This is a genomic window from uncultured Rhodococcus sp., from assembly GCF_963525155.1.
Lineage (GTDB): Bacteria > Actinomycetota > Actinomycetes > Mycobacteriales > Mycobacteriaceae > Rhodococcus_F > Rhodococcus_F qingshengii.
This window is the reverse complement of sequence record NZ_CAURKP010000017.1, coordinates 38,847-61,837: the sequence shown is the minus strand read 5'-3', so window position 1 is coordinate 61,837 and position 22,991 is coordinate 38,847. Positions and strand designations below refer to the sequence as shown.

General features: G+C 61.2%; 19 protein-coding genes. 11 read left to right on the top strand and 8 right to left on the bottom strand.

Annotated features, from left to right (window positions below):
- Positions 1-68 precede the first annotated feature (68 nt).
- The 3 genes from RWT78_RS06540 to RWT78_RS06530 all read right to left on the bottom strand — a co-directional run bounded on the left by RWT78_RS06540 (position 69) and on the right by RWT78_RS06530 (position 3,543).
- Positions 69-959 (bottom strand): universal stress protein, encoded by an 891-nt coding sequence (locus tag RWT78_RS06540; RefSeq protein ID WP_314674788.1) that lies wholly within the window; start codon positions 957-959, stop codon positions 69-71.
- Between the two features lie 49 nt (positions 960-1,008).
- Entirely contained in the window at positions 1,009-2,544 is a 1,536-nt protein-coding gene (locus RWT78_RS06535; RefSeq protein ID WP_314674786.1) for a CYTH and CHAD domain-containing protein, read from the bottom strand.
- A 75-nt stretch (positions 2,545-2,619) separates the two neighbouring features.
- A complete protein-coding gene (locus tag RWT78_RS06530; RefSeq protein ID WP_081377549.1) occupies positions 2,620-3,543 on the bottom strand; it encodes a pseudouridine synthase in 924 nt (307 codons plus the stop codon).
- Between the two features lie 140 nt (positions 3,544-3,683).
- On the opposite strand from RWT78_RS06530, the gene RWT78_RS06525 reads away from it, so the two are divergent.
- The 8 genes from RWT78_RS06525 (at position 3,684) to RWT78_RS06490 (ending at position 13,269) form a co-directional block, all read left to right on the top strand.
- Positions 3,684-5,711, top strand: coding sequence for a CocE/NonD family hydrolase (locus RWT78_RS06525; RefSeq protein ID WP_314674784.1), 2,028 nt, complete (start codon positions 3,684-3,686; stop codon positions 5,709-5,711).
- Positions 5,712-5,773: 62 nt separating this feature from the next.
- Entirely contained in the window at positions 5,774-7,018 is a 1,245-nt protein-coding gene (locus RWT78_RS06520) for a DUF6986 family protein (RefSeq protein ID WP_007733914.1), read from the top strand.
- Positions 7,019-7,021: 3 nt separating this feature from the next.
- Positions 7,022-8,008, top strand: coding sequence for an allantoicase (gene alc / locus RWT78_RS06515; RefSeq protein WP_064443813.1), 987 nt, complete (start codon positions 7,022-7,024; stop codon positions 8,006-8,008).
- A 16-nt stretch (positions 8,009-8,024) separates the two neighbouring features.
- Positions 8,025-8,954, top strand: a complete 930-nt coding sequence (gene puuE / locus RWT78_RS06510) for an allantoinase PuuE (RefSeq protein WP_314674782.1) — start codon at positions 8,025-8,027, stop codon at positions 8,952-8,954.
- A 169-nt stretch (positions 8,955-9,123) separates the two neighbouring features.
- Complete coding sequence (locus RWT78_RS06505) at positions 9,124-10,035, top strand: SDR family NAD(P)-dependent oxidoreductase (protein WP_075834235.1); 912 nt, start codon at positions 9,124-9,126, stop codon at positions 10,033-10,035.
- A 1-nt stretch (position 10,036) separates the two neighbouring features.
- Positions 10,037-10,957, top strand: a complete 921-nt coding sequence (locus tag RWT78_RS06500; RefSeq protein ID WP_030535274.1) for a hypothetical protein — start codon at positions 10,037-10,039, stop codon at positions 10,955-10,957.
- Entirely contained in the window at positions 10,954-12,441 is a 1,488-nt protein-coding gene (locus RWT78_RS06495; RefSeq protein WP_030535275.1) for an NAD(P)/FAD-dependent oxidoreductase, read from the top strand. The genes RWT78_RS06500 and RWT78_RS06495 overlap by 4 nt, the downstream gene beginning before the upstream one ends.
- Positions 12,442-12,516: 75 nt before the next feature.
- A complete protein-coding gene (locus RWT78_RS06490) occupies positions 12,517-13,269 on the top strand; it encodes a MerR family transcriptional regulator (RefSeq protein WP_030535276.1) in 753 nt (250 codons plus the stop codon).
- Positions 13,270-13,312: 43 nt separating this feature from the next.
- Here the strand turns inward: RWT78_RS06490 and RWT78_RS06485 are convergent, their stop codons facing one another.
- Both RWT78_RS06485 and RWT78_RS06480 read right to left on the bottom strand, forming a co-directional pair.
- Positions 13,313-14,068 (bottom strand): class I SAM-dependent methyltransferase, encoded by a 756-nt coding sequence (locus tag RWT78_RS06485; protein ID WP_314674793.1) that lies wholly within the window; start codon positions 14,066-14,068, stop codon positions 13,313-13,315.
- Positions 14,069-14,150: 82 nt separating this feature from the next.
- Positions 14,151-15,401, bottom strand: coding sequence for an MCE family protein (locus tag RWT78_RS06480; protein ID WP_399551409.1), 1,251 nt, complete (start codon positions 15,399-15,401; stop codon positions 14,151-14,153).
- A gap of 338 nt (positions 15,402-15,739) precedes the next feature.
- Between RWT78_RS06480 and RWT78_RS06475 the strand changes: the two genes are divergently transcribed.
- Together RWT78_RS06475 and RWT78_RS06470 are read left to right on the top strand one after the other, a co-directional pair.
- Complete coding sequence (locus tag RWT78_RS06475; protein WP_007733929.1) at positions 15,740-16,051, top strand: helix-turn-helix transcriptional regulator; 312 nt, start codon at positions 15,740-15,742, stop codon at positions 16,049-16,051.
- Positions 16,052-16,149: 98 nt separating this feature from the next.
- Complete coding sequence (locus RWT78_RS06470; protein WP_003939751.1) at positions 16,150-17,325, top strand: MFS transporter; 1,176 nt, start codon at positions 16,150-16,152, stop codon at positions 17,323-17,325.
- Here the strand turns inward: RWT78_RS06470 and RWT78_RS06465 are convergent.
- The 3 genes from RWT78_RS06465 to RWT78_RS06455 form a co-directional block, all read right to left on the bottom strand.
- Positions 17,292-18,020 carry an aspartate/glutamate racemase family protein gene (locus RWT78_RS06465; RefSeq protein ID WP_003940161.1) on the bottom strand — a complete coding sequence of 243 codons (729 nt, stop codon included), beginning with the start codon at positions 18,018-18,020 and terminating at the stop codon, positions 17,292-17,294. The genes RWT78_RS06470 and RWT78_RS06465 overlap by 34 nt on opposite strands.
- 5 nt (positions 18,021-18,025) lie before the next feature.
- On the bottom strand, positions 18,026-19,600 hold the full coding sequence (locus RWT78_RS06460; RefSeq protein WP_314674772.1) for an NCS1 family nucleobase:cation symporter-1: 1,575 nt from the start codon (positions 19,598-19,600) through the stop codon (positions 18,026-18,028).
- 108 nt (positions 19,601-19,708) lie between these two features.
- Positions 19,709-20,434: a GntR family transcriptional regulator gene (locus RWT78_RS06455; RefSeq protein WP_064114424.1), complete on the bottom strand. Its 726-nt coding sequence runs from the start codon at positions 20,432-20,434 to the stop codon at positions 19,709-19,711.
- A gap of 196 nt (positions 20,435-20,630) precedes the next feature.
- Between RWT78_RS06455 and RWT78_RS06450 the strand changes: the two genes are divergently transcribed.
- Complete coding sequence (locus RWT78_RS06450; protein WP_276116164.1) at positions 20,631-22,964, top strand: LuxR C-terminal-related transcriptional regulator; 2,334 nt, start codon at positions 20,631-20,633, stop codon at positions 22,962-22,964.
- The last annotated feature ends 27 nt before the right edge of the window (positions 22,965-22,991 follow it).

Here is a 22,991-nt window from a genome sequence, read left to right as displayed (position 1 = left end):
CGGGCCCCGCCTCCCCCGTGGTGTGCGCGTTAATTACCCGGGGGGGGTTAATACTGGCGCACAGCAATTCAGGCGCGACAGATCATGACCGGCCCTGGCGCATGGTGCAGCAGATTCTGGCTGGTGGAGCCCATCACGGCGCCCGCCATCGCACTGCGGCCGTGACTTCCGACAACTATCAACTGTGCGTCGTCGGCGTATTTGAGCATGACGGGAGCAGCGGCACCGGGTTCACTGATGCGGGTGACCGGCACGTCCGGGTACTGGTCGGCCATACCGGCTAGATTTTCCGCCAGTAGCGCCGATTCCTCCTGCTCGACAGCCTCCCAGTCGATCAGGATTCCCGCTCCGCCTTCGCGGAAGGTGGACGAGCCCTGCCAGGTGTGGACCGCGATGAGCGGCGCGTCGAACTGATCGGCATAACGAAACGCGTACTCGACGGCCTTCTTGCTCAACGCGCTTCCGTCGACTCCGACGATGACGGGACGCTGATCCGGACCGGGATTCTCCGGCGAACCACGCCACACGGTGACCGGACAGGTTGCATGATTGGCCACCTTCAGTGCGGTCGATCCGAGCAGCCGTGAGCGCAGTGCGCCCGATCCGGTCGACCCCATCACGATCAGGCGTGCGGTACCCGAGGATTCGAGGATATGCGTCGACGCCGGCCCTGGCGCGATCTCGGATTCGATGGTCAGTTCGGGGAATTCGGCCGAAATCACCGTGGCGGCGGCATCGACGATCGCTTCGCCGTCTTCGCGGATCTGGCTGAGGAACTGTGACTGCAACATCACTGCAGCGGGACTGTAGATCGGGCCCTCCTGCGGCAGGGCGTGCGCCAGAATCAGTCGTGAGTTCACCGCGTTCGCGACGGAGGCCGCCCACCGGGCCGCCGCCGTCGAGGCCTCGGATCCGTCGATACCGGCGACGACATCCTGGTGTCCTGCAAGTGTGTTCATGTCTACTCCCTCTGAAATGATCGAGATCGGTCGACTGGTTACAGCGACGTCACCAGAGTGACGATGCTGACTTCACGGCTTCCTTCCACGTCTTGCGTAGCAGGGTCGATTGCCCGTCGGCTATTTCCAGTTCTCGTCGGTAGGCCATGCCCAATCCGAAACTGGTGAGCGAGGTATGCTCCTGCTCGGCTGCCATTGCAAGTAGATGATGTTGGGCGACAACGGAATCCTGGTGCTCGCCGAGAACATCCTGGAAGTGGCTGAAATGCTTCAGTGCACGCTTCGCTCGGCTCTTCGACACGGGTTCCATGACCTCGATCGCGTACTTCATCCGCTTGGCTCCCTTGCGGGCGCGGTGCATTCGCTCGTCACGCTCGGTGCGGCTATCGGCATCGAAGACGTGATCGACCCGCTTACCGACCTTGTGTGCCAGGTGCCGCAGGGTATGGGCCAACTCTCGTGCCGATGCCTTCTTTCCGACGCGGTGGGTGGCGGTGTCGAATTCGAGGTCGCCGACGTACTCGTCGAGGCGATCGAGCAGCGTGGTGTATCGCTCGGAATCGAGCGCCTCGAGGGCTGTTTTCTGGGCGGTTTCACCACGTGCAGAGAAGAACTCGTCGATTCGAGCTCGCACAGCTTCTCGCTCGGGCATCTCGTCGATTTCGCCGAGGCGGTCCACAAGACGCTCCCACTGGACCTCGACGTCGCGGGCGTCACCGAACTTTCCACCGATCCACCGCAGATCCGTGATGAGATCGTCGGTCTTGGGGGAGTGGCCGGCGTACGACTGCAGAGCGCTGCGGATGCGACGTGCCGCAACCCGGAAGTCGTGAACGGCTTCGTCGTCGGCCCGACGCGTGCCGAGATCCGCGGCGACCAGTGCGCGCAATTGTTCGATGAGGTAATTACGCAACAAGATCCGCGGATTCGACGCCTTGCCCGAGGTGACCTCGTGACCGGCGTACGGTGTGACCGACGTGCCCAGTGCTCGTTTGAGTTTGGACGGACTCGCAGAGCGCTCCAGCCCGGCGTCCAGTAGAACCGACTCGATTGCATCGGCCAGCTCTTGCCCGCCTGCGCCTTGTTCGACCTCGACTTCCTGCCACGTGGACTCTCCGGAACCGTCTGCCTTGCAGGCGATGACGGTGTCGGAGACCACTTCGGCAAGCAGCACACCGTTTTCGCCGTTGAGCCTGGTGCGCTCCCGATCGGTGATGATCAGGGCGACCGGCACCAGATCGTGACCGCGAATGATCGCCCGGATCAGACTCGACAGCGGCGAGGGCACATCGGTGCTCTCGTCCGGGGGAAGTTGGATTTCGGTTCGAGTGTCCTGGCCTGCGGGAAGTTTCATGTGCCACCCCGCGTCGTCGCCACCCTCACGCTTGCGCAGCGTGATCTTCTCGGCCAGCAACCGGTAGTCCGCGGTGTCGAAGTAGGTGGCAGAGAGCTGTATCGAGTCGTGGACCGGTTCGCCGACAACACCGGGAAGTCCGCCCAAGGCGGGAACTTCCTGCTCGGCCGGCGCCTCGTACTTGCGCTCGATCTCCCGTACGGCTTCGGGTACGACGGCGGTCTTGCTCATCTGGTCTCCTCTTGCGGTGCGGTCTGCGCTTCCATCCTCCCGGTATCGGAGGCGCAGTGGAAGGGTCCGGGGTCCCTACGGCGAGTCGCCACGGCCTGATTCGTCCGGCCAGGACAGGGTCCGCCGACTTTCGAACCGTTGCAGCCGGCCGGTCTTCGGATCCTCGAACTCGAGAACCTTCGACAGCAGGCGCAGCGGGTTCGAATAATCTTCTGCGGCAACGTCGTAGAAGTCGGGATAGAAGTTGTCGCCGTGGATCGGGAGCCCGAGCGAGGTCATGTGCAGCCGAAGTTGATGGGTCTTGCCGGTATGGGGAGTCAACCGGTACCGCGCGAAGCCGTCTCGCGTTTCGATCAGTTCGATCCGCGACTCGCTGTTGGGTTCGCCCTCGATCTCCGCGGCCTTGAGCACGCCGCGTTCTTTCACGATGCGACTACGCACGACCACGGGGGTGCTCACCTGAGCGTCGTGACGCGCGATGGCCTCGTACTCCTTGGCGACGCGGCGCTCGGCGAACATGGTCTGGTAGTCGCGCCGGGCCGCCTGATGCACGGTGAACAGCAGCAGTCCCGCCGTGACGCGGTCGAGGCGATGAGCTGGACTCAGCTCCGGTAGTTCGAGGTCCCGACGCAAGCGGACCAACGCCGATTCGGCGATGTATCGCCCGCGCGGGGTGCTCGCCAGGAAATGCGGTTTGTCCACGACCAAGATGTTCTCGTCCCGATAGAGGATGTCGATCTCGAACGGCACCCGCGTTTCGACGGGAGGGTCGCGGTACAGGTAGACGAACCGCCGGGGAGCAAAAGCGCTCGTCTCGGTGATTCCGACACCCTTCTCGTCGACGACCTCCCCGGCTGCGACCTTCTCCCGCAATCGGACGGCGTCCTGGGGGAACCGTTCGAGCAGGTAGTCGAGCGTCGTCGTCCACATGCCGTCGTCGGGCTGACGGATGCGACTGGGGTTCAGGCCGTCGCGGACGGGAAGGGGAGATCGTGACACATCTTCAAAGCTAGCCGTCCGGGCGGCATCGAGACCTATTGACGACATATGGGACGGAAGTTACTATCCGGTAAGTTCGTGACGTCGGTCACTGTCGTGGGGGCAGGGCTGGGTCATCACAACAGAAAATTGGGGTTTTCGTGAGGACACGACTTCTACGTCGAAGGTCGACAACGATTGCGGTGGGGCTGTGCGTCGTGGGATTGACGGTGCCGAGCGCCGTCGCTTCCGCGGATCCGACGGGAGGGTCGGACGGACAGGCCTGGCTCGCGGCCACGGAGGCTGCGCCGCAGTATCCGGGCGTCTCGATCGAGTGGGACGTACCCATCACGATGAGTGACGGCACGGTTCTGCAGGCAAATGTTTACCGACCGGCGGATGCGTCCGGGCGCGCTGTGGAATCGAAGGCGCCTTCGATTCTCAACATCACGCCGTACACGAAACTGCTGGACACGTTGGTGGATTCAGCTCTGTCGATCCCGCAAGTGGGTGAGACGCTGATGGACGTTGCGAACTCGCTCGACCTCGCGGCGCCGTTCGACGGAGTCTCGGAGTTGACGGGCGTCATTGCCGGCGGAGGCGCCAGGGTTCTCGGCGTCAACCGTGATCTGGTCCAGAACGGATACACGCAGGTAGTGGTCGACGCTCGTGGAACCGGCTTCTCCCAGGGTAATTGGGACGTGCTCGGTAAGCGCGAGCAACAGGATTCGGTCGAGGTCATCGACTGGATGAGCAAGCAGGGATGGTCCGACGGGAAAGTAGGGATGGCGGGCATCTCGTACTCCGCGATCAACTCGGTGCAGGCGGCGAGCAACAATCCATCTGCACTGAAGGCGATCTTCCCGGTCGAACCTGGCAACGATCTGCTGCGCGACATCGTCGGAACCGGTGGTGGCCTCGGAGTCGGGTTCATGCCGTTGTGGTTGACCGCGGTCAACGGGCTCAAACTCATCCCGAACGTTCAGGACATCCTGCAAGGAAACTTCGATCCCCTGTGGTTGGCGAGCCGCCTCGAGGATCCGGGAACGCTGATTCCCGAACTGGTGCAAGCGATGACGGCTCAGAGAATCGAGGACGTGTCACCGTCGACTCTGCAAGTCGCGCAAGACGGGCAGTTCTATCAGGACCGAGCCGCTGACGTCGGCAACATCGCCGTTCCGACGATGGTTTACGGCGGTTGGCACGACATCTTCGCCAACAGTGAGCCGCGGATCTACAACGGAATCGATCTGCCGCCCGGGCAGAAGCAGTTGATCATGGGGAACGGCTATCACGTCACTCCCGGTGGAGGATTCGGCAAGGACGGTGCGCCGCCGCGCCTCGACGTGCTCGAACGTGCGTGGTTCGACAAGTGGCTCAAGGGCATCGACAACGGAATCGATCGTTACGGTCCGGTGACGATGTTCCAGCAAGGCGGCGGATGGATCACGGACGATCAGTTCCCGCGAGCGGGCGCGAGCTACGAACGTATGTATCTGAACTCTGCGCCCAGCGGTACTGCCGCCCACGCATCGTATGACGGTTCGCTGACGAATGACCCGCCCAGTGCCGCAGCGCGATTGACAGTCGCACCAGGACTGCGAGGCTTCTGCTCCGGTGACGGAACTCAGGGAACTGCCGGGATCTCCGTGGTGCTCGGTGCGACGTGTTCCAAGGATTCCCGATTCCAGGAAGCGGAGGGCCTGACGTTCACCGGTGAGGCAGTGACGGAGCCGACCTCACTCTCGGGCCCGATCAACGTCCATCTCGAGACAGTCCTGGACGCGACGGACGGATTCTGGGCAGCGACGGTCAACGACGTAGCACCGGACGGAACATCGACACCGATCACGAACGGCGCTCTGACTGCGTCGCTGCGGGCAGTCGACGATTCGAAGAGCACTCGCTCGGCCAACGGTGACTACAGTGAACCGCACCACTATCTGACGATCGACACGCGTCAGCCGGTGGTTCCCGGTGAGGTCACCACCGTCGACATCAACATGCTCCCGACGGACGCAGTGCTGCAACCGGGGCACCGGCTCCGCGTCGACGTCTACGCTGCCAGCGTGCCGCGATACCTGGCGCTCGGCCCGATGCTCGCCGACAGCCAACTCAAACCGCAGCACATCGAGTTGGCTGCGGATCGGCCGAGCTTCGTCAACGTTCCGTTCGTCGGGGGCCGCTGACTCGGACTGGATCGGCGGTGTGAGAACCTGCGGGCTCGCGGACGTTCTGAGAAGATCGTCCGATGACAGAATCCCGACTCTCCGCCGCCGTCCACGATCGTCTGGACGGACTTCTGGATCCGGTGGACGAGCGGCTCGCGGCGCAGTACCCGGGAAACCGTGACGAGATCCAACCCGTGCACACGATTTACGTCAGTGCCGCGGATGCAACCGTCGACACCCCTCGACTCTGGGGTGAGCAGGCGATCGCGCTTCTCGATTCCCATGCTCATGTGTTCGCCGATCTCGACACGGAGAATGCGCTCGCTGATGTGCGAGTTCAACTCGGCCGCAAGCCGGTCCAAGACTTTCGGATCGATTTCGAGGACGGGTACGGACGCCGCAGCGACGAAGAAGAAGACGATGCAGCGACGTCGGCCGGACAGACGCTTGCCGCGCTCAGCGCTGATCCTGCCGGGCCGAACTGGAGTGGCATCAGGTTCAAGGGGTTGCCGGCCGGTGAGCGTCGGCGCTCGATCAGGACGCTCGAGCTTGTGCTCGACGCGGCCGGCGGAGTGCCGGACGGATTTGTCTTCACCGTTCCCAAACTGCGCGCGGTGGAGCAGGTCACGGCGACGGTGTTGCTCTGCGAAGAGCTGGAGAAGGCGCACGGACTCGAGCTCGGTTCGCTTCGGTTCGAGTTGCAGATCGAGAGCCCGCAGGCGGTCATCGCGGCCGACGGAACGGTGGCAGTTGCTCAGGCCATCCATCGCGGTGCCGGTCGTCTGACCGGTTTGCATTACGGCACTTACGATTACAGTGCAGCTTGCGGAATTGCATCGCGTCATCAGTCGCTCGAACATCCGGTGGCAGACCACGCAAAGGCTGTCATGTTGGCTGCTGCCGCGCAGACCGGCGTCTGGGTGTGCGACGGGTCGACTCAGGTCGCGCCCGTCGGGAGCGCCACGGCGATCCGCGACGCGATCACTCGGCACCATCGCCTCGTCACGCGGTCCCTGGAACGCGGTTACTACCAGGGGTGGGACATGCACCCCGGGCATCTGGTCACCCGCTGGCTCGCCACGTTCGGCTTCTATCGCAACGCGCTCGGCGCCGCTGCCCCACGCATCCAGTCGTACCTGGGGCGCCAAGGTGGCGACGTGATGGACGAACCTGCAACCGCCCAGGCGCTCGCAGCGGTGGTACTGCGCGGGCTCGACGCGGGGGCTTATCCGGAATCCGAAGTTCTCCGGCTCGCCCCGAGCGCCGACACCAACGCACTCCGTCACCTCGTAGGACGCACCACACCGATCACAGGAGAACACTGACCGATGAGCACCACCGAATTCACCTTGCTGCCCGATCTCGCACTGCGCACCCTCGGCGGAGCCGTCATCTGGGCGAACGACGAGGCGTTTGCCGAGCGTGAGGCCCTGATCCGCCCAGGCAAGGCCGGGTACCAGCCGGCGACGTTCGGTCACAAGGGGCAGGTGTACGACGGTTGGGAGACGCGTCGCCGCCGGGTGGCAGGCCATGACGAGGCGATCGTCCGACTCGGTGTTCCCGGAGTGGTGCGAGGCGTCGTGGTCGACACCGCGTGGTTCAAGGGCAATTACCCGCCCGAGATCTCGGTGGAAGCAATCTCGGTCGACGGGTATCCGGATCCCGCCGACCTGGCCGGATCCGGCGAGTGGACAACCATCGTCGAGCGCTCGACCGTGCGCGGTGACTCGGAGAATCCGTTCTCGGTGGCGTCGGAGCAGCGGTGGACGCACGTCAAGCTGACCATTTACCCGGACGGCGGCGTGGCAAGATTCCGTGTTCACGGCGAAGCGCGGCCGGACCCGCGTTTCCTCGATGCCGGGCCGTTGGACCTCGCAGCACTCGAAAACGGTGGCCGCGTGACCGATTGCTCCAACATGTTCTACAGCTCACCGCAGAACATCCTGTTTCCCGGACGCGCTGCTTCGATGGGTGACGGGTGGGAGACCGCCAGGCGCCGCGACAACGGAAACGACTGGGTGCAAGTACAACTCGCAGGTGAAGGCGTGCTGAGTTTCGTCGAGATCGACACCTCGTACTTCCTCGGAAACAGTCCAGGTGAGGGTGCTCTGACCGGGCGGACGTCGGAGGGGGAGTGGATCGAACTGTTGCCGCGCACGACGCTGCGTCCGGATACGCGCCATCGCTTTCCGATCGATTCCGAAGTCCAGGTCACCGATGTTCGTCTGGACATCTTCCCGGACGGTGGCCTGGCGCGGCTGAGAGTCTTCGGCGTACTCACCGACGCTGCTCGCGCTGTGATCTCCGGGCGCTGACGGTAAAGTTGTTGGCATGAGCGACTATCCGCGCGACGACTATCCCCGGGACATGGTGGGGTACGGCCCTCATCCGCCGCATCCGCACTGGCCCGGCGACGCGCGGATAGCGGTTCAGTTCGTGCTCAACTACGAAGAGGGAGCCGAGAACAACGTCCTGGACGGGGACGCGGCTTCGGAATCATTTCTGTCGGAAATGACTCCGGCAGAGGCATTTCCGAATCGACACATGAGCATGGAATCGCTGTACGAGTACGGCTCACGGGCCGGGTTGTGGCGTGTACTGCGAACCTTCGAGCGGCGAAACCTGCCTCTCACGGTCTTTGCGGTGGCGCGGGCGATGCAGCGTAACCCCGAAGCAGTCAGTGCTTTTCAGGAGTTGGGCCACGAGATCGCGTGCCACGGATTACGTTGGAAGTCTTACCAATCCGTGGACATCGAGCGCGAACGCGCTGACATGGCCGAGGCAGTGCAGATTCTGCGAGATCTGACGGGTTCGGCGCCTCTCGGTTGGTACACCGGACGCGATTCACCGAACACCCGCGAATTGGTCGTCGAGCACGGCGGCTTCGTCTACGACTCCGATTCGTACGCTGACGATCTGCCGTACTGGGTCGACGTTCCGCGTGGCGCAGAATCGGTGAAGCACCTGGTCGTTCCGTACACCCTTGACACCAACGACATGCGTTTCGCCTCTCCCGCAGGATTTCCCAGCGGTGATCAGTTCTTTGCGCACTTACGCGATGCCTTCGACGTGCTGTATGCGGAGGGGACGGCCGGATCGCCCAAGATGCTCTCGATCGGGTTGCACTGCCGAATAGTCGGCCGCCCTGCCCGTGCGGCCGCTCTCGAGCGATTTCTGGACCACGTGCAGTCACACGAGAAGGTCTGGATCGCGCGGCGCATCGACATCGCCGAGCATTGGAAGACCGCGCACCCCGTTTAGGTCACGGTCGGTCGACAAAAGACTTCATTCGAGCAGTCCGGGTACTGGTTCGACTGCCGCGTATTCCGCCATCGAATTCTAGGCCATTGACAACTGGCACGGTTGTGGATGACTCTTTGGAGATGGAGAAACACACAGCAGTCGAAGCGTCTTCAAGGTGAGCCGACCGGTGCCGACCAAGAAACCGACCAAGAACCGCGGATCGAAGTCGTCCCACAATGCCCGCGCAGTGGTGACCGGCGCCGGCAGCGGAATCGGCCGTGCCTTTTCGTTGGAGTTGGCGCGCAGAGGCGGTGAGGTGATCTGCGCGGATATCTCGCTGGAACGGGCCAAGGAAACAGTGGCACTCATCGATGAGATCGGTGGTACCGCGCACGCCGTCAAATGCGATGTGTCAATTCGTGAGCAGGTTCAGGACCTGGCGTTGTTCGCGGAACTCGAACTTGCGGGTCCGCTTTCGTTGGTGATCAACAATGCCGGGGTGGGTATCGGTGGAAAACCGGTGGGCCAGATCGGTTTCGACGATTGGGAGTGGGCACTCGGGATCAATCTGTGGGGTGTCGTGCACGGCTGTGAGATATTTGCTCCACAACTGCGTGCGAGCGGCGCCGGGGGATTCATCAACGTGGCCTCGGCTGCTGGGTTTGCGGCTGCGCCGCTGATGGCGCCCTACAACGTCGGTAAAGCCGCCGTGATGTCGCTCTCGGAGACCTTGTCCGCTGAACTTGCCGGTACGGGAGTGCGGGTGACGGTGCTGTGTCCGACCTTCGTCAAGACAAATGTTGCTCTCGACGGCCGAATCACCGCGGAAGCAACACAATTGGCGCAAGCGTTGATGCGGCGAACCGGCTTTTCGCCGGAGCGCATCGCCGTCACCACTCTCGACGCCTACGACAAGGGTCGACTCTACGTGGTGCCGCAGTTCGATGCGAAGGTGATCTGGCGACTCAAACGGTATCTGCCCGTTGCATACACGTGGGGCTGTGGAGTTCTCAATCGCTTTGCACCGAAACAGAAGTCGGGATCATCTGGAAATTCGGCGGCGCCGGAGACGAACTCGCCGAGCACGAAAGGAGCGTGACATGTCCTTCGATTTCGACGGCATGCTGCACAAGATCAAGGACCGCCAATGGGCTCTGGTGGACATCGACTGGGATGCTCCGGGCGCCGAGACGATCAGTCCAGAGCTTCATGCGAAGCTGAAACCGTTCATGTCGGACCTGATGTGGATCGAGAACGTCGGTGCCCGTGGCTTCGCTGCGATGGCTCTCAAGGCGCCGACTGAAACTCTCCGAGACATCTATCGGCATTTCCACGCCGAGGAACAGAAGCACGCCAACGCCGAACTCGCGCTGATGCGTCGGTGGGGAATGCTCGACGGCGACGAGATGCCCGAGCCCAACATCAACGTCAAGCTCGTCATCGACTGGCTGGACAAGCATTCCGACGGTTTGTCGCTCTCGATTCTCGGGACCGTCATACCGATGCTCGAGGTGGCGCTCGACGGAGCCCTGGTCAAGTTCATCATGGACGAGATCGAGGATCCGGTCTGTCAGGCTGTGTTCAAGAAGATCAATGCAGACGAGTCCAGGCATCTGGCGGTCGATTTTGCGGTGATCGAGATGCTCGGGCACTCGACGACGCGCAAGCTCGTTGTCGAAACCGTCGGCGCCTGGTTGAATCCGGCGTTGATCATCGGGACACTTCGCTACATCCCGCTGCTGAACAAGATGCGCGACAACATCGTCGACATGGGAGTGAACGAGGAACGGCTCTACACCGCTATGAAGCGATTCAGGAACGTAGGCGAACGGAGTCCGGCCGCGCTCCGCGTCCCGATGTATCGGGTGGTGAAGTGGCACGGCAACATGGTCATCAATCGCAACCATCCCTACCATCTGCTTGCCGATCGGATGGTCAAGGTCACTGGCCGACTTTCCGGCAGCAGGCTCAATTCCGAGCCGACCTGGGCCAAAGAACTTACGTACGAGCCACTCGCATGAGTACTGCCGAGCCACTGTCAGTGGCGATCATCGGTGGAGGTTTCGCAGGAATCGGAGCGGCGATTCGGTTGAAGCAGAACGGTATCGAGGACTTCGTCGTTCTCGAACGCGGCACGGAGGTCGGCGGGACGTGGCGCGACAACACGTATCCGGGAGCTGCGTGCGACATTCCGTCCCGTCTGTACTCGTACAGTTTCGCCCCGAACCCGGACTGGTCGCACACCTACTCGGCCAGCGCGGAGATCCTCGGCTACATCCGAACGATGGTGAAAGAGTTCGGCCTCGAGCCGAAGATTCGGTTTCGGTGCAACGTCACGGGCGTCGAGTGGGACGAGCAGACAGGTGTCTGGGCGATCGCGCTCGAGGGCCGTGAAGCGGTCATTGCCCGGACCGTCGTCATGGCGTCCGGTCCGCTGGCGAACGTCAGCTTTCCTGCTGTTCCGGGTTTGGAGAGCTACGAAGGACACAAGATTCACAGTGCTCGCTGGGACCATGACTACGACTTCACCGACAAGCGGGTCGCAGTGATCGGAACCGGGGCCAGTGGCGTCCAGATCGTCCCTGAACTCGTGAAAACTGCACGATCAGTGAAGGTTTTCCAACGAACACCGGGATGGGCATTGCCGCGAGCAAACCTACGCACCCGATCTCGCACGAAGGATCTGTACCGTCGTCATCCGGTCGTCCAGACTCTGGCGCGTCGGGCTTGGTACTGGGGACACGAATCGGTAGCTCTCGGGGTGGTGTGGGAATCCCCGTTGACGAGGGTGGTGGAAACAGTCGGGCGTCTTCATCTGCGCATGCAGGTGAAGGACCCGTGGTTGCGGCGACAACTCACTCCCGACTTTCGCGCAGGGTGCAAGCGGTTGCTGATGACCAGCGAGTATTACCCGGCTCTCCAGCAAGACAATTGCACACTCGTGACCTGGCCGATCGCGAGATTGGCGCCACATGGCATTCGCACGGTCGAAGGGATCGAGCATCAATTCGACTGCATCGTCTTCGCCACCGGCTTCGACGTTTGCAAGACCGGAACACCGGTCCCCATCATCGGCCGGGACGGACGTGTGCTCGCTCAGGAGTGGAAATCCGGGGCGCGTGCGTACAAGAGCATTGCGGTATCCGGTTATCCCAACCTGTATTTCACCTTCGGACCCAACTCGGGTCCGGGGCACAGTTCCGCCCTTGTGTACATGGAAGCGCAACTCGACTATCTCGCCCAAGCGATCAAGATCGTTCTCGAGCGCGACCTCAAGGCACTCGATGTTCGTCAAGATGTCGAAGATGCGTACAACGTCGAGTTGCAGCGTCGGCTGTCGAAGACCACGTGGAACTCGGGATGTTCGAGTTGGTATCTCACCGACGAAGGATTCAATGCCACTATGTTTCCCGGTTTCGCGACCCAGTACGTGAACCAATTGAAATCGGTGGATCTTCGGGACTACACGACCACGGTGCGCGAGAAAGACACCGCGCAGACCTGATCCCGGGTTCTGATCGGCCTGGTGTTGCCACTAAGTTGGAATCGTGACGACCGACGCGGCAGAGGAGACGAGGCGGTGACCGAGTACCGCATCGACGATCTAGCGCGCGCTGCGGGCACCACCTCGCGGAATGTACGGGCATATCAGGAACGTGGATTGCTTCCTCCGCCGGAGAAGCGTGGGCGGGTAGGCATCTACGGCGACGCGCACCTCGAACGCCTCAAGCTGATCGACACGCTTCTTCAACGAGGTTTCACCACTGCGCATATCGACGACTTCATCACCGGGTGGGAAAGCGGGAAAGACCTGACAGAGGTGCTGGGTCTGCAGCACGCGGTCACCGAACCATGGTCCCGCAGCGACACCGTGAGTATCGAGATGGCCGTCGTACGCGAGTTTCTCGGGGGAGATGCAGATGGTCAACTGGATCGTCTCGTAGATCTCGGACTGGTACAGATCGAAGGAGAGAACTGCGTTTTCACCGATCCTGCTTTGCTCAGCGGATTTTCGAGTCTCCTCGACTACGGTTTCACTCTCGATCAACTGGTCGATGTGCACGAAAAGCTTCACAACGCTGTGGACGGGATCGCCAAAGACCTGATTCAGGCGGCGAAGGATCGCATCGTCGATCAGCACGGGGTCGGTTGGCTCCCGGAGGGCGACGAGGTTGCCGGAACAGCCGAGATGCTCCAGACGATGCGTGAACTCGGTGTGGCGTCGGTACATTCGGCACTGGCCCGGGCACTCGACGCGAACCTTCAGCGTGAACTCGGCGACTATCTTGCCGCTGCGATCGGCTCGCGGAGCGACGCCGACGAGTCCGACTAGCAGCATCGATCACGTTCGGGATGTGCGGCCCGTCGCGGTGCGCTCAGCTCTTGCGTGCCTCGATCAGGAATCGACTCGAGTGCGCGACAAAAGATCCGTCGCGACGGATCTGCTGATCGAGTTCGCGGAGCCGGTCCCGATACTGCGCGACGGTGAATCCCGGAACCATCCAGATCACCTTGCGTAAGAAGTAGACAACGGCGCCGATGTCGAAGAATTCCATGCGCAGACGCTCGAAACGAAGGTCGACGACGGTGAGCCCGGCCTCAATCGCGTCGGCAGTTTCGTCCTCGTGGTGCCGTCCGCGACGAGCCTGCGGCTGAGGACCGAGAAAGTACTCGACCAGTTCGAACACGCTGGCGTGACCCACATGTTGAGCGAAGTACGTTCCTCCCGGTTCGAGTACCCGCGCGATTTCGGTCCACCACACCGTCGCTGGGTGTCGGCTGGTCACCAGGTCGAAAGCCGAATCGGCGAACGGTAGCGGCGGCTCGTCCGGATCGGCGACCACCACCACACCTCGAGGACGCAGAAGGGCGGTGGCCTTGGCGATGTTCGGTGGCCAGGATTCGGTTGCTGCCATCACCGGCGGGAGTGACGGTGCAGCGGCGAGGACTTCGCCGCCGCCGGTCTGGATGTCCAATGCGGCGCCGGCGCGGCCGAGACGTTCACCCATCAGCCATTGGTACCCCCACGACGGACGCTGCTCCGTGGCGCGTCCGTCGAGCCACGAGAAATCCCACCCGTCGACGGAGGCGGATTCCGCTTCGGCGACAAGTTCGTCGAAACCTCGTGACATGCTCTGTGACTCGCCTTCAGGCGTTCCTTCCGACATCACATCATCATCGTCGCGGAGGGTCGACGGTGCCAGTTGCTTACGGCTACTTCGGGGTGGCGCCGAGCATCGGTGCGAGTTGAGTGGCAATCGGGTTCAGGTTGAGCTTGTCCGGGTCCACCTTGGGCTTGCTGTCCCACGGTTGCGAGGTGTTCGGGTCGGCGAACGCGATGCGGTTGGCGCTACGAACTCCCGTTTCGCTGCCTTGAGGTGCCTGGCAGTTGGCGGCAGTGTTCAACGGGAAGTTCTGCGTCGTGTCGTCGAAGTTCGGGTCCTTGCGCTTCATCTCGTCGAGGATCGCCATGGTCCCTTCGTAACCGACGGTGCACGAGAGCGGGTTGTTGGTCTCGAGTACCAAGCCCAGATGTACTGTGCCGTCTCCCGGTGCAACGGTGGGCGCCGCCCCGGCGAGCGCAGGCAGGAAGAGCAGGAAGGGCTGCAGCGAGGGCAGTGTCGGTGCGGCTGCCGCTGCAACGGCGGAGAGGTTGGAGAGGTTGGTCGTGAGCGCGGGGCCGGCTTCGGTGACGAGAGAGCCGACTTGTTCGCTGGCCGGTATGCCGTTGTCGATCACGCGTCGGATGTCGGGGTCGCTGGTGCGCAATTGCGCCGTCAGTGCGTCGAGGTCGGTGCTGAACTGCTTGATCGCCGACGATTGATCGGACTGGGTCGTGAGCACCGTCTGGCTGTCGCGGATCAGTCCGAGGGTCTGGGGAAGGGTGTCGAGGCCCGACTGGGAGATCCCCGACAGCGAGTCGGCAAGTATCTGCAGATCTTCGCCCTTGCCGTTGAATGCCGCGCCGAGTTCTTTCGCGACGGTGTGGAGTGCGTCGACCGGAACGGAGTGCACCAGACCGTTGGCGCTGGTCAAGACATTCTCGATCGGGATCGGCGTGGTTGTGTCGCCCACGGCGATCACCGAGCCGTCTTCGAGGAACGGGCCCTGGTCGGTATCGGGCTGAAGGTCGACGTACTGCTCGCCGATGGCTGAGCGATTGGCCACCACGGCCCGCGCGGATGCGGGAATCTGCGGAGCACTGCTGTCGATCAACAGGTCGACTTCGATTCCGTCGGACGTGAGCGACATGTCACCGACGCGTCCGACGGGTACACCGCGATAGGTCACTTCGGCGTTGGTGAAGATGCCACCGGACGTCGCCAGTTCGGTTTTGACCGTGTATTGGCCGAATCCCAGAAGGTTGTCCAGCCGTACGTATTTCGCTCCGACATAGATCAAACCCAGGAGTGCAACCACGACGAGGGCGACCAGCTGCCATTTGGCGAGCTTCGACATCACCATGAGGTGACGACCCTGAACTGATGCGGTGTGTTCATGGTTCGACTCCCGAATGACAAGCCGGGTACGGCTGGTGTTGAGCGAATTGTGTTCACCCACGGACGTTCTGAGGTGAACCGGAAACTTCCGGCAATTCGTTGTTGGCGATAACTATAAACAAGTCGTCACAGATAGAAAGTCGGCGCTGAGATTTCCGCAGGTCGTCGAAACGTAAGTGTCACAGCTCACTTCGAATGCGTCGATGTGACGCAGACGGCTTTCGGTCTGGATCGGACTTGACTTCGCCAAACATATCCACAAAAGTAGATGCGTTCCGGTTGTCGTGCAGAGGGGTGTGGTCCATGGATGCTTTGGCGATCTTCAAGGCGCTGTCCAACCCGACTCGCCTGCAGATCATGGAGTGGCTCGCGCACCCGGCGAAGTATTTCGACGAGGACTCGTATACGCAGCAGGATCTCGGGTTTCACATCGGAGTCTGTGTCGGTGACATCCAGGGGCGATCGGGACTTGCCCAGTCGGTGATCTCGGGGTACCTGCAGGGCATGAAAGATGTGGGTCTGCTCGAGTCCGAGCGCATCGGGAAGTGGACGTATTACCGACGAAACGAATCCGTGATCGGCGAGTTCAGGGAATTCGTTCGCGAAAAGCTGTAGCGGCCGAATTGCCCTCGTCGGCCGGTTTGTTCAACCAAATATATCTACATATCTAGATATGTAACTGTCTTGTGTGACGTAGTAGTGAGGAGTGTGTCGTGAAGTCGAAATTGTTGATACCGGTTCTGGCGTTGGGTGTATTCGGAATCATCACTACGGAGATGGGCATTATCGGGGTTCTGCCTCAGATCAGCGAAAAGTTCGGTATCACCGCGTCGACTGCCGGATGGTTGGTCGGTGTGTTTGCACTCGTCGTGGCGGTGACCGGTCCGTTCACAACGCTGATCACCTCGGGAATCAACAGGAGAACCGTTCTGTTGGTAGCGATTGCAGTCTTTGCGGTCTCCAATGTGGTGTATGCGACCACATCGAGTTTCGAGGTGATGTTTGCATTTCGGATCATCCCCGCCGTGGTTCATCCGGTCTTCTTCGCTGTCGCGCTTGCAAGTGCGGTTCGTCTGGTATCGCCGGAACAGGCGACCGCCGCGGTGACCAAGGTATTTGCAGGCGTCACAGTCGGATTCGCGTTCGGCGTGCCCTTGACGTCCTATTTGGCCGAGAACTTTTCGGTGTCGACAGCATTCGTGTTCGGCGCCGTGGTCAACGTTCTCGCGTTTCTCGGGATTGTCGTACTTCTGCCCTCGGCTCCTGTGACACAACGCCTGTCGTACGGTGCACAGGTCGGGATACTTCGCCGGCCGCGCGTGTGGTTGACCATTCTTTCCGTCACCTTCGTCTTCGCAGCCATGTTCTCGGTGTACGGATACTTTGCCGAATACCTCGGCGAAGTGACCGGCATGAGCGGATCGTGGATCAGCGCGATGCTCTTGGCTTTCGGTGTCGTGATGATCTTCGGCAACTTCGTCTTCGGGGCTCTGCTCGCCAAGGGGGTGGTGCGCACGGTTGTGGCATTTCCCTTGCTGTACATCGTCGTCTACGTGATGCTCTATCTGGCGGGCCCGTACTTCGGCGCGATGGTTGTAGCCGTGTTGGTTTGGGGTGTAGTGCATTCCGGTGGACTGGTGGTTTCGCAGAGCTGGATGGGGCGAGACGCAGTCGACGCGCCTGAATTCGGCAACAGCCTTTTCATCTCGTTCTCCAACCTGGGGATCACGCTCGGCACTGCGGTCGGTGGACTGTTTCTCGCGCATTTCGAAACCCGCCAATTAGTCTGGGCTGGAGTATTGTTCGCGATCCTGGCGCTGCTGGTGACAGGTGTTCGACTCTCGCTCAGGCACGCTCACAGCGAGAACGGTGTCAGTGTACCGGTGTAGTTCTTGGGAAGTGGCCGTGCGAACTCGCCGCGCGAACTGGTCGACAGTCCGAGGGTGACCAACGACTGAACCATCGTGACCCCAGCGGCAACGCCGTCGACTACCGGGACACCCAGTTCGTCGGACAAGTCCTGGCACAGGTCCGCCATGCCGGCGCAACCCAGCACGAGGACGTCCGAGTCGTCTTGCTCCAATGCGTCGAAACAGGCTTCCAAGATCACCTTTCGCGCGTCGGGATCACGATCGAGTTCCAGAACCGGAATCTCGCAGGAGTGGATACCCCGGCACCGAGCCTGCATGCCGTACCGGTCCACCAGATCGGCTGCGCGGCCGCGGGTTCGACCGAGAGTGGTCACGATGCTGAATCCGCGACCCAGGAAACTTGCGTAGTTCATTGCCGCTTCGGCAACAGCTACGACGGGGCCCTTGGCCAACTCTCGGGCTGCATCAAGACCTGGGTCACCGAAGCAAGCGATGACGTAGCCGTCGACTTCGTTCTTTTCTCCGGCGGCGATCTCGGTCAGGATTCCGGGGACGCTGAGAACTTCGTCGTAGTGGCTTTCGATCGACGCGGGACCCATGGCAGGGCTGACGGCCTCGACGAATGTGCCCGAGCCTGCGACGGTCCGGGCACATTCCTCGATCTTGGCGGTCATCGCCCACGTGGTGTTGGGGTTGATCACCTTGATTCTCATGACGATCAGTCGACCGTCACAGTGTCGGGAGAGGAAGCATTCCGGACAGCTGAGGAAGAGCGCGCGGCGAGTAGGTAATAGACGGTGAATCCGAGCCCACAACCGATGAACCAGCTGTACTGCGCTGCGGTGTACATCCCGGTGAGGTCCTTGCCCAGGACCGGGACCATCGCGACGACGGCTCCCACCACGGTGGCGATCACTGCAGCAGGGTTGTATCCCTTGCTGTACCAGTAGGTTCCGGTCGGCGACATGCTGAACAGTTCGTCGACGCTCACCTTCTGCTTGCGCACGAGGTAGTAGTCGGCAATCAGAATTCCGAACAGCGGACCGATGAAGGCTCCGAGGGTTTCGAGTGTGTAGTGAATGACGTCCGGATTGTTGTACAAGTTCCACGGCGTGATGAGGATCGAGCCGATCGCTGCGATCATTCCGCCGGCGCGCCAGCTGATCTTCTGCGGACTCACGTTGGAGAAGTCGAAGGCCGGGGAAATGAAGTTGGCCACGATGTTGATGCCGATCGTGGCGATGGTGAAGGTGAGCGCGCCGAGAACGATGGCGAAGGTGCTGTCGATTCGTGCAACGGTCGCAACGGGATCGGTGATCAGTTCGCCGTACACCGGCAGCGTCAACGATGCAGTGACGACGACCAACACCGAGAATACGAGGAAGTTCAACGGCAAACCGAGGAAGTTGCCCTTCTTGACGGCAGCGAACGACTTTCCGTAGCGGGAGAAGTCGCCGAAGTTGAGCATCGGTCCGGAGAAGTACGAGACAACCAGAGCGATCGCACCGAGCATGACCGGCACGGCGTCGAAACCCGAGTACTTGACGTCGCCGAGCGTGAGATCGACGGCGCTCCAGCCTGCCTTGTAGATCAGGTAGCCGCACAGCATGAACATCACGACATACACAGCCGGCCCGCAGAAGTCGATGAAGCGGCGGATCGATTCCATGCCTCGCCAGAAGACACAGGCCTGAAGTACCCACAGGAGCATGAAACTTCCCCAGCCCAGTGCGGAGAGTCCGGCGAATCCGTAGTCTTCGACGACGGCATAGGGCGCGAGTGACGGAAAGAGTTTGATCAGTACGACATCGAGGGCTGCTGAAGCGAGGAAGGTTTGAATTCCATACCAAGCCACGGCAATCAGGCCACGAATGATTGCCGGGATGTTCGCGCCGAGGACGCCGAACACGCTGCGGCAGATCACCGGATACGGCACGCCGGTAACTTGGCTGGGCTTGGCGACGAGATTGCAGAAGAAGTAGACGATCGTGATACCGACCAGCAGGGCGACGAGTACTTGCCAGCTGGCCAATCCCAGTGCGAAAAGACTACCGGCAGTGACATATCCGCCGACGCTGTGTACGTCGGACATCCAGAAGGCGAAGATGTTGTACGACGACCAGGTCTGCTGGCGAAGCGGCGCCAAGTCCTCGTTGGTCAAACGAGGGTCGTAGCCCGGCTTGATCAGGCCGCTTCCGACAGGGTGACCCGCGGCTTCGACAAGGTCACCCGATCCGCTTTCCTTTGGGGGAGTGGGGGTAGTGGTCGTTCGGGACGGAAGAATGTCGGTCATGACAGCTCCTGTGCATCAGTGCAGGAAATCAGCGGACGGTGCCACGAGCTCTCAGCGTCAGTGATGAAAACTGTGTTGAGAGAAAGGTATCGATGCTGTGTTGCACGACTATTGCGCGATCGGTATATCTTTTTCGGCCAATAGACCGGTGTCTGTCGGTAGAGTCGCGATCACGGTATCGAGTCGGCGATGATGGATTTCGGAAGCGCTCAGAAGTGCGGATGCGTCCCGACGCAGGAATGCGTCCAGCATCGCGGTGTGATCCGAGTGCAGAACCCGGCGATCGACGCCGGCAACATGGACCATCGGCTGTACTGGTTCGGTGATATTCCAGGCAGCTTCGAACATGTGCAGAAGTCGAAGCATCTGAGACGGTCGGGTCAGTGCGAGATGAAAGTTTCGGCTCTCGCAGTGATAGGACTGAGAGTCGTCGTAGCGCAATGCGATCTCCAAACGGGAGTTCACCTCGACGGCGTGTTCGTGATCCTCTTCGGTTGCCTGCTCGACGGCGACGGCCAATGCAGCTGATTCGAGAGTTTCGCGGACGATGTACATCTCTCGCAGTTCTGCCGGCGTCAGCTGAGCAACGGTGTAGCCGAATTGATGTCGATGGTCGACCAAGGACTCTCCGACCAGTGTTTTCAGTGATTCCCGCACAGGTATTCGACTGACACCGAACACATCAGCCACGTCGCCGAGAGGAATCGGGGTACCCGGAGGCGCCGAACCCGACAGAATCACTCGCCGCAGTTCGTCGAGGATCGTTTGTTGTGGACTTCCGGGAGCATCGATTACCAGTTGCGTCAGCAGTACCGATCTACGGCGCGGCGGCATGTCGCTCTCCCTTCGTCTGTCTGCCAGAGTAGGAATACGTTGTTTCGTCTGCGTGACACCGGTGTGGCCGTCGTGCATCTCGCACTCGGGGGAGAACAAGTGGGCTCCGATCACATGCTCGCGTGAGTGCTGCTCGGGAGACCGATCGTGGGGGTAGCGTTGTTGTGTAGTGGTATGGCAGAAAGCGAGTCGGTCGATGGCATCCGCTGTGCGCTCAGAAGCCGACCAGCGAGTTGTCGGCAACCTGCCCTTGGAGCTGACGAGTTTCGTCGGTCGTCGGCGTGAGTTGGCCGACGCCAGAAGATTGTTCGAGACGTCCCGTTTGTTGACACTCACCGGGATCGGTGGCGTGGGCAAGACACGGCTCGCGATCCGACTTGCGGGCGCGTTGCAACGGGTGTTTCGAGATGGTGCCTGGTTGGTGGAACTGGGGGAGCAGACAGATTCGGATCTCCTCGAAGATCATGTCGCCGTGACCCTTGGTGTCCGGTCGGTCTCGTCGGCGGACCCGCTGCAGGCATTGATCGACTACTGCGCCGATCGGAGTCTGCTGTTGGTGCTCGACAACTGTGAACATCTGGTCGATGCCGTCGCTGTGTTCGTAGGCGCGATCCTACGGCGATGTGCCGGCGTCAAGATCCTGGCGACGAGCCGCGAATCGCTGGGCCTGGGCGGTGAGGTGACGATGCGCGTTCCCTCACTCACCACACCGCAGCAACAGCCGCCCGAATTCGAGGGAATTGCCCAGTACGAATCGGTGTCGTTGTTCACCGAGCGTGCGGCTTCCGTCGTACCTGGTTTCACCCTCACCGAGGAGAACAAGCGCGCCGTTGCGCATATCTGTCATGACTTGGATGGACTCCCACTTCCGATCGAGCTGGCGGCAGCTCGCCTGCGTGGTATGTCTGCTGAGCAGATCATGAACAGGCTCTCGGATCGATACCGACTTCTTACAACGGGTGGACGCGACGTTCCGAGTCGTCAACAGACGCTGCGATTGTCGATCGATTGGAGTTACGACCTCTGCTCGCCAACCGAACAGCAGTTGTGGGGGAGGTTGTCGGTGTTCTCGGGTGGGTTCGATCTCGACGCCGCTGAGGGCGTGTGTGGGCAGGACATGAATTCGACCGAAGTGCTCGATCTCGTCACCGCGCTGGTCGAGAAGTCCATCCTGATTCGTGAGGAAACCGACGGGGATGTTCGGTACCACCTCCTCGACCTACTCCGGGAGTACGGACATGAAAAGTTGGAGTCCGCCGGTGAGTATTCCGCTCTGCGTCGAAGCCATCGTGATTGGTTCGAGGCACTGGTCGTTCATGCGGAAGCCGAGTGGATCAGTGGCCGGCAAGCTGCCTGGATCGCAAGGCTCGGTCGTGAACAGCGCAACGTCAACGATGCGTTGGAGTACTCGATTTCCACTGCCGGAGAGGCGCGATCTGCAACGCGAATGGTCGGTGCGTTGTACAGATTCTGGCTTGCAGGTGGATTACTTGTGCAGGCGCGTTATTGGACGGATCGAGCCTTGAATGCAGAGGATCGAGAGCTGGATCCGTTCCGAGTGGATGTCTTGGCCATCGACGCCGTGAATCACGCGATGCAGGGGGAACTCGAACGGGCAGAAGAGTTGGTCGACGAGAGTTGGCGCCTGGCAAACGACTTGGCGGATGTGCGCTCGCGCGGCTTGGCGGCGTGGGGAGACGGATACGTCGATACCTTCAGAGGTAACTTCGATACCGCTACAGCCAAGCTGGAATCCGCGTTGACGCTGTTTCGACTCGACAAGAATCTGCTGCATGTGGTGATCGGCCTGGACACCTTGGGAGTCGCGTACTTCCTGTCCGGAGCCCTTGATCGCTCGGTGGAGTGCAACGAAGAGACTCTCGCGATCACCGTGCCCGCTGACGAGATGATGTTCCATGCATTTGCGCTGGGAACCCTCGGGCTCGTGAGCTGGCTTCGAGGTGAATTGGATGGCGCAAGTGATTATTTGACTCGAAGTCTGAGAATTCTCGATGCCCCGATGAACTCGGCGTGGTGTATCGAACCGTTGGCTTGGATTGCTGCAGCGCAACGTGATTGGAAGCATGCAGCGGTTCTGCTCGGTGCGGCAGCCATGTATTGGCAGAAGGTCGGGGGACGGCTGGCGGGCCTGCCGGGTTTGTCAGCTCATCACGAGGCTGCTGCAGAGACTGCTCGCAAAGCCATGGGTGACGATGCTTTCGACAAGTCGTTTCGCAGCGGATTTGCGATGTCCGAGGGTGAAGCTGTCGCATATGCGCTCGACAAGCGCTCCAGTGTCACGACTGCGTCGTCGGCTGAAGGGCCTCACCTCACTCCTCGTGAGCAGCAAGTTGCGGAACTGGTTGCCCAGGGACTGACAAATCGCGCTATCGCAAACCATCTCGTCATCTCGCTTCGCACGGCTCAGGGGCATGTGGAGCACGTGCTGACCAAATTGGGTTTCACCTCCAGAGCACAGATCGCGGCGTGGTTCGTGTCGACCGAGCAGGAGACGGACTCCCGAGGCTGATACCGCGGGCAGTGGTGAGCGCTTCTC

Excerpts from the sequence above, each read along its gene's own strand:
- RWT78_RS06455 (WP_064114424.1), bottom strand. The coding sequence starts at position 20,434 with ATGCCGCCGCGCCGTAGATCGGTACTGCTGACGCAACTGGTAATCGAT.
- RWT78_RS06485 (WP_314674793.1), bottom strand. The coding sequence starts at position 14,068 with ATGTCACGAGGTTTCGACGAACTTGTCGCCGAAGCGGAATCCGCCTCC.
- RWT78_RS06535 (WP_314674786.1), bottom strand. The coding sequence starts at position 2,544 with ATGAGCAAGACCGCCGTCGTACCCGAAGCCGTACGGGAGATCGAGCGC.
- RWT78_RS06465 (WP_003940161.1), bottom strand. The coding sequence starts at position 18,020 with ATGAGAATCAAGGTGATCAACCCCAACACCACGTGGGCGATGACCGCC.
- RWT78_RS06475 (WP_007733929.1), top strand. The coding sequence starts at position 15,740 with ATGGATGCTTTGGCGATCTTCAAGGCGCTGTCCAACCCGACTCGCCTG.
- puuE (WP_314674782.1), top strand. The coding sequence starts at position 8,025 with ATGAGCGACTATCCGCGCGACGACTATCCCCGGGACATGGTGGGGTAC.
- RWT78_RS06520 (WP_007733914.1), top strand. The coding sequence starts at position 5,774 with ATGACAGAATCCCGACTCTCCGCCGCCGTCCACGATCGTCTGGACGGA.
- RWT78_RS06495 (WP_030535275.1), top strand. The coding sequence starts at position 10,954 with ATGAGTACTGCCGAGCCACTGTCAGTGGCGATCATCGGTGGAGGTTTC.
- RWT78_RS06480 (WP_399551409.1), bottom strand. The coding sequence starts at position 15,401 with ATGGTGATGTCGAAGCTCGCCAAATGGCAGCTGGTCGCCCTCGTCGTG.
- RWT78_RS06450 (WP_276116164.1), top strand. The coding sequence starts at position 20,631 with ATGGCATCCGCTGTGCGCTCAGAAGCCGACCAGCGAGTTGTCGGCAAC.
- RWT78_RS06460 (WP_314674772.1), bottom strand. The coding sequence starts at position 19,600 with ATGACCGACATTCTTCCGTCCCGAACGACCACTACCCCCACTCCCCCA.
- RWT78_RS06540 (WP_314674788.1), bottom strand. The coding sequence starts at position 959 with ATGAACACACTTGCAGGACACCAGGATGTCGTCGCCGGTATCGACGGA.
- RWT78_RS06500 (WP_030535274.1), top strand. The coding sequence starts at position 10,037 with ATGTCCTTCGATTTCGACGGCATGCTGCACAAGATCAAGGACCGCCAA.
- alc (WP_064443813.1), top strand. The coding sequence starts at position 7,022 with ATGAGCACCACCGAATTCACCTTGCTGCCCGATCTCGCACTGCGCACC.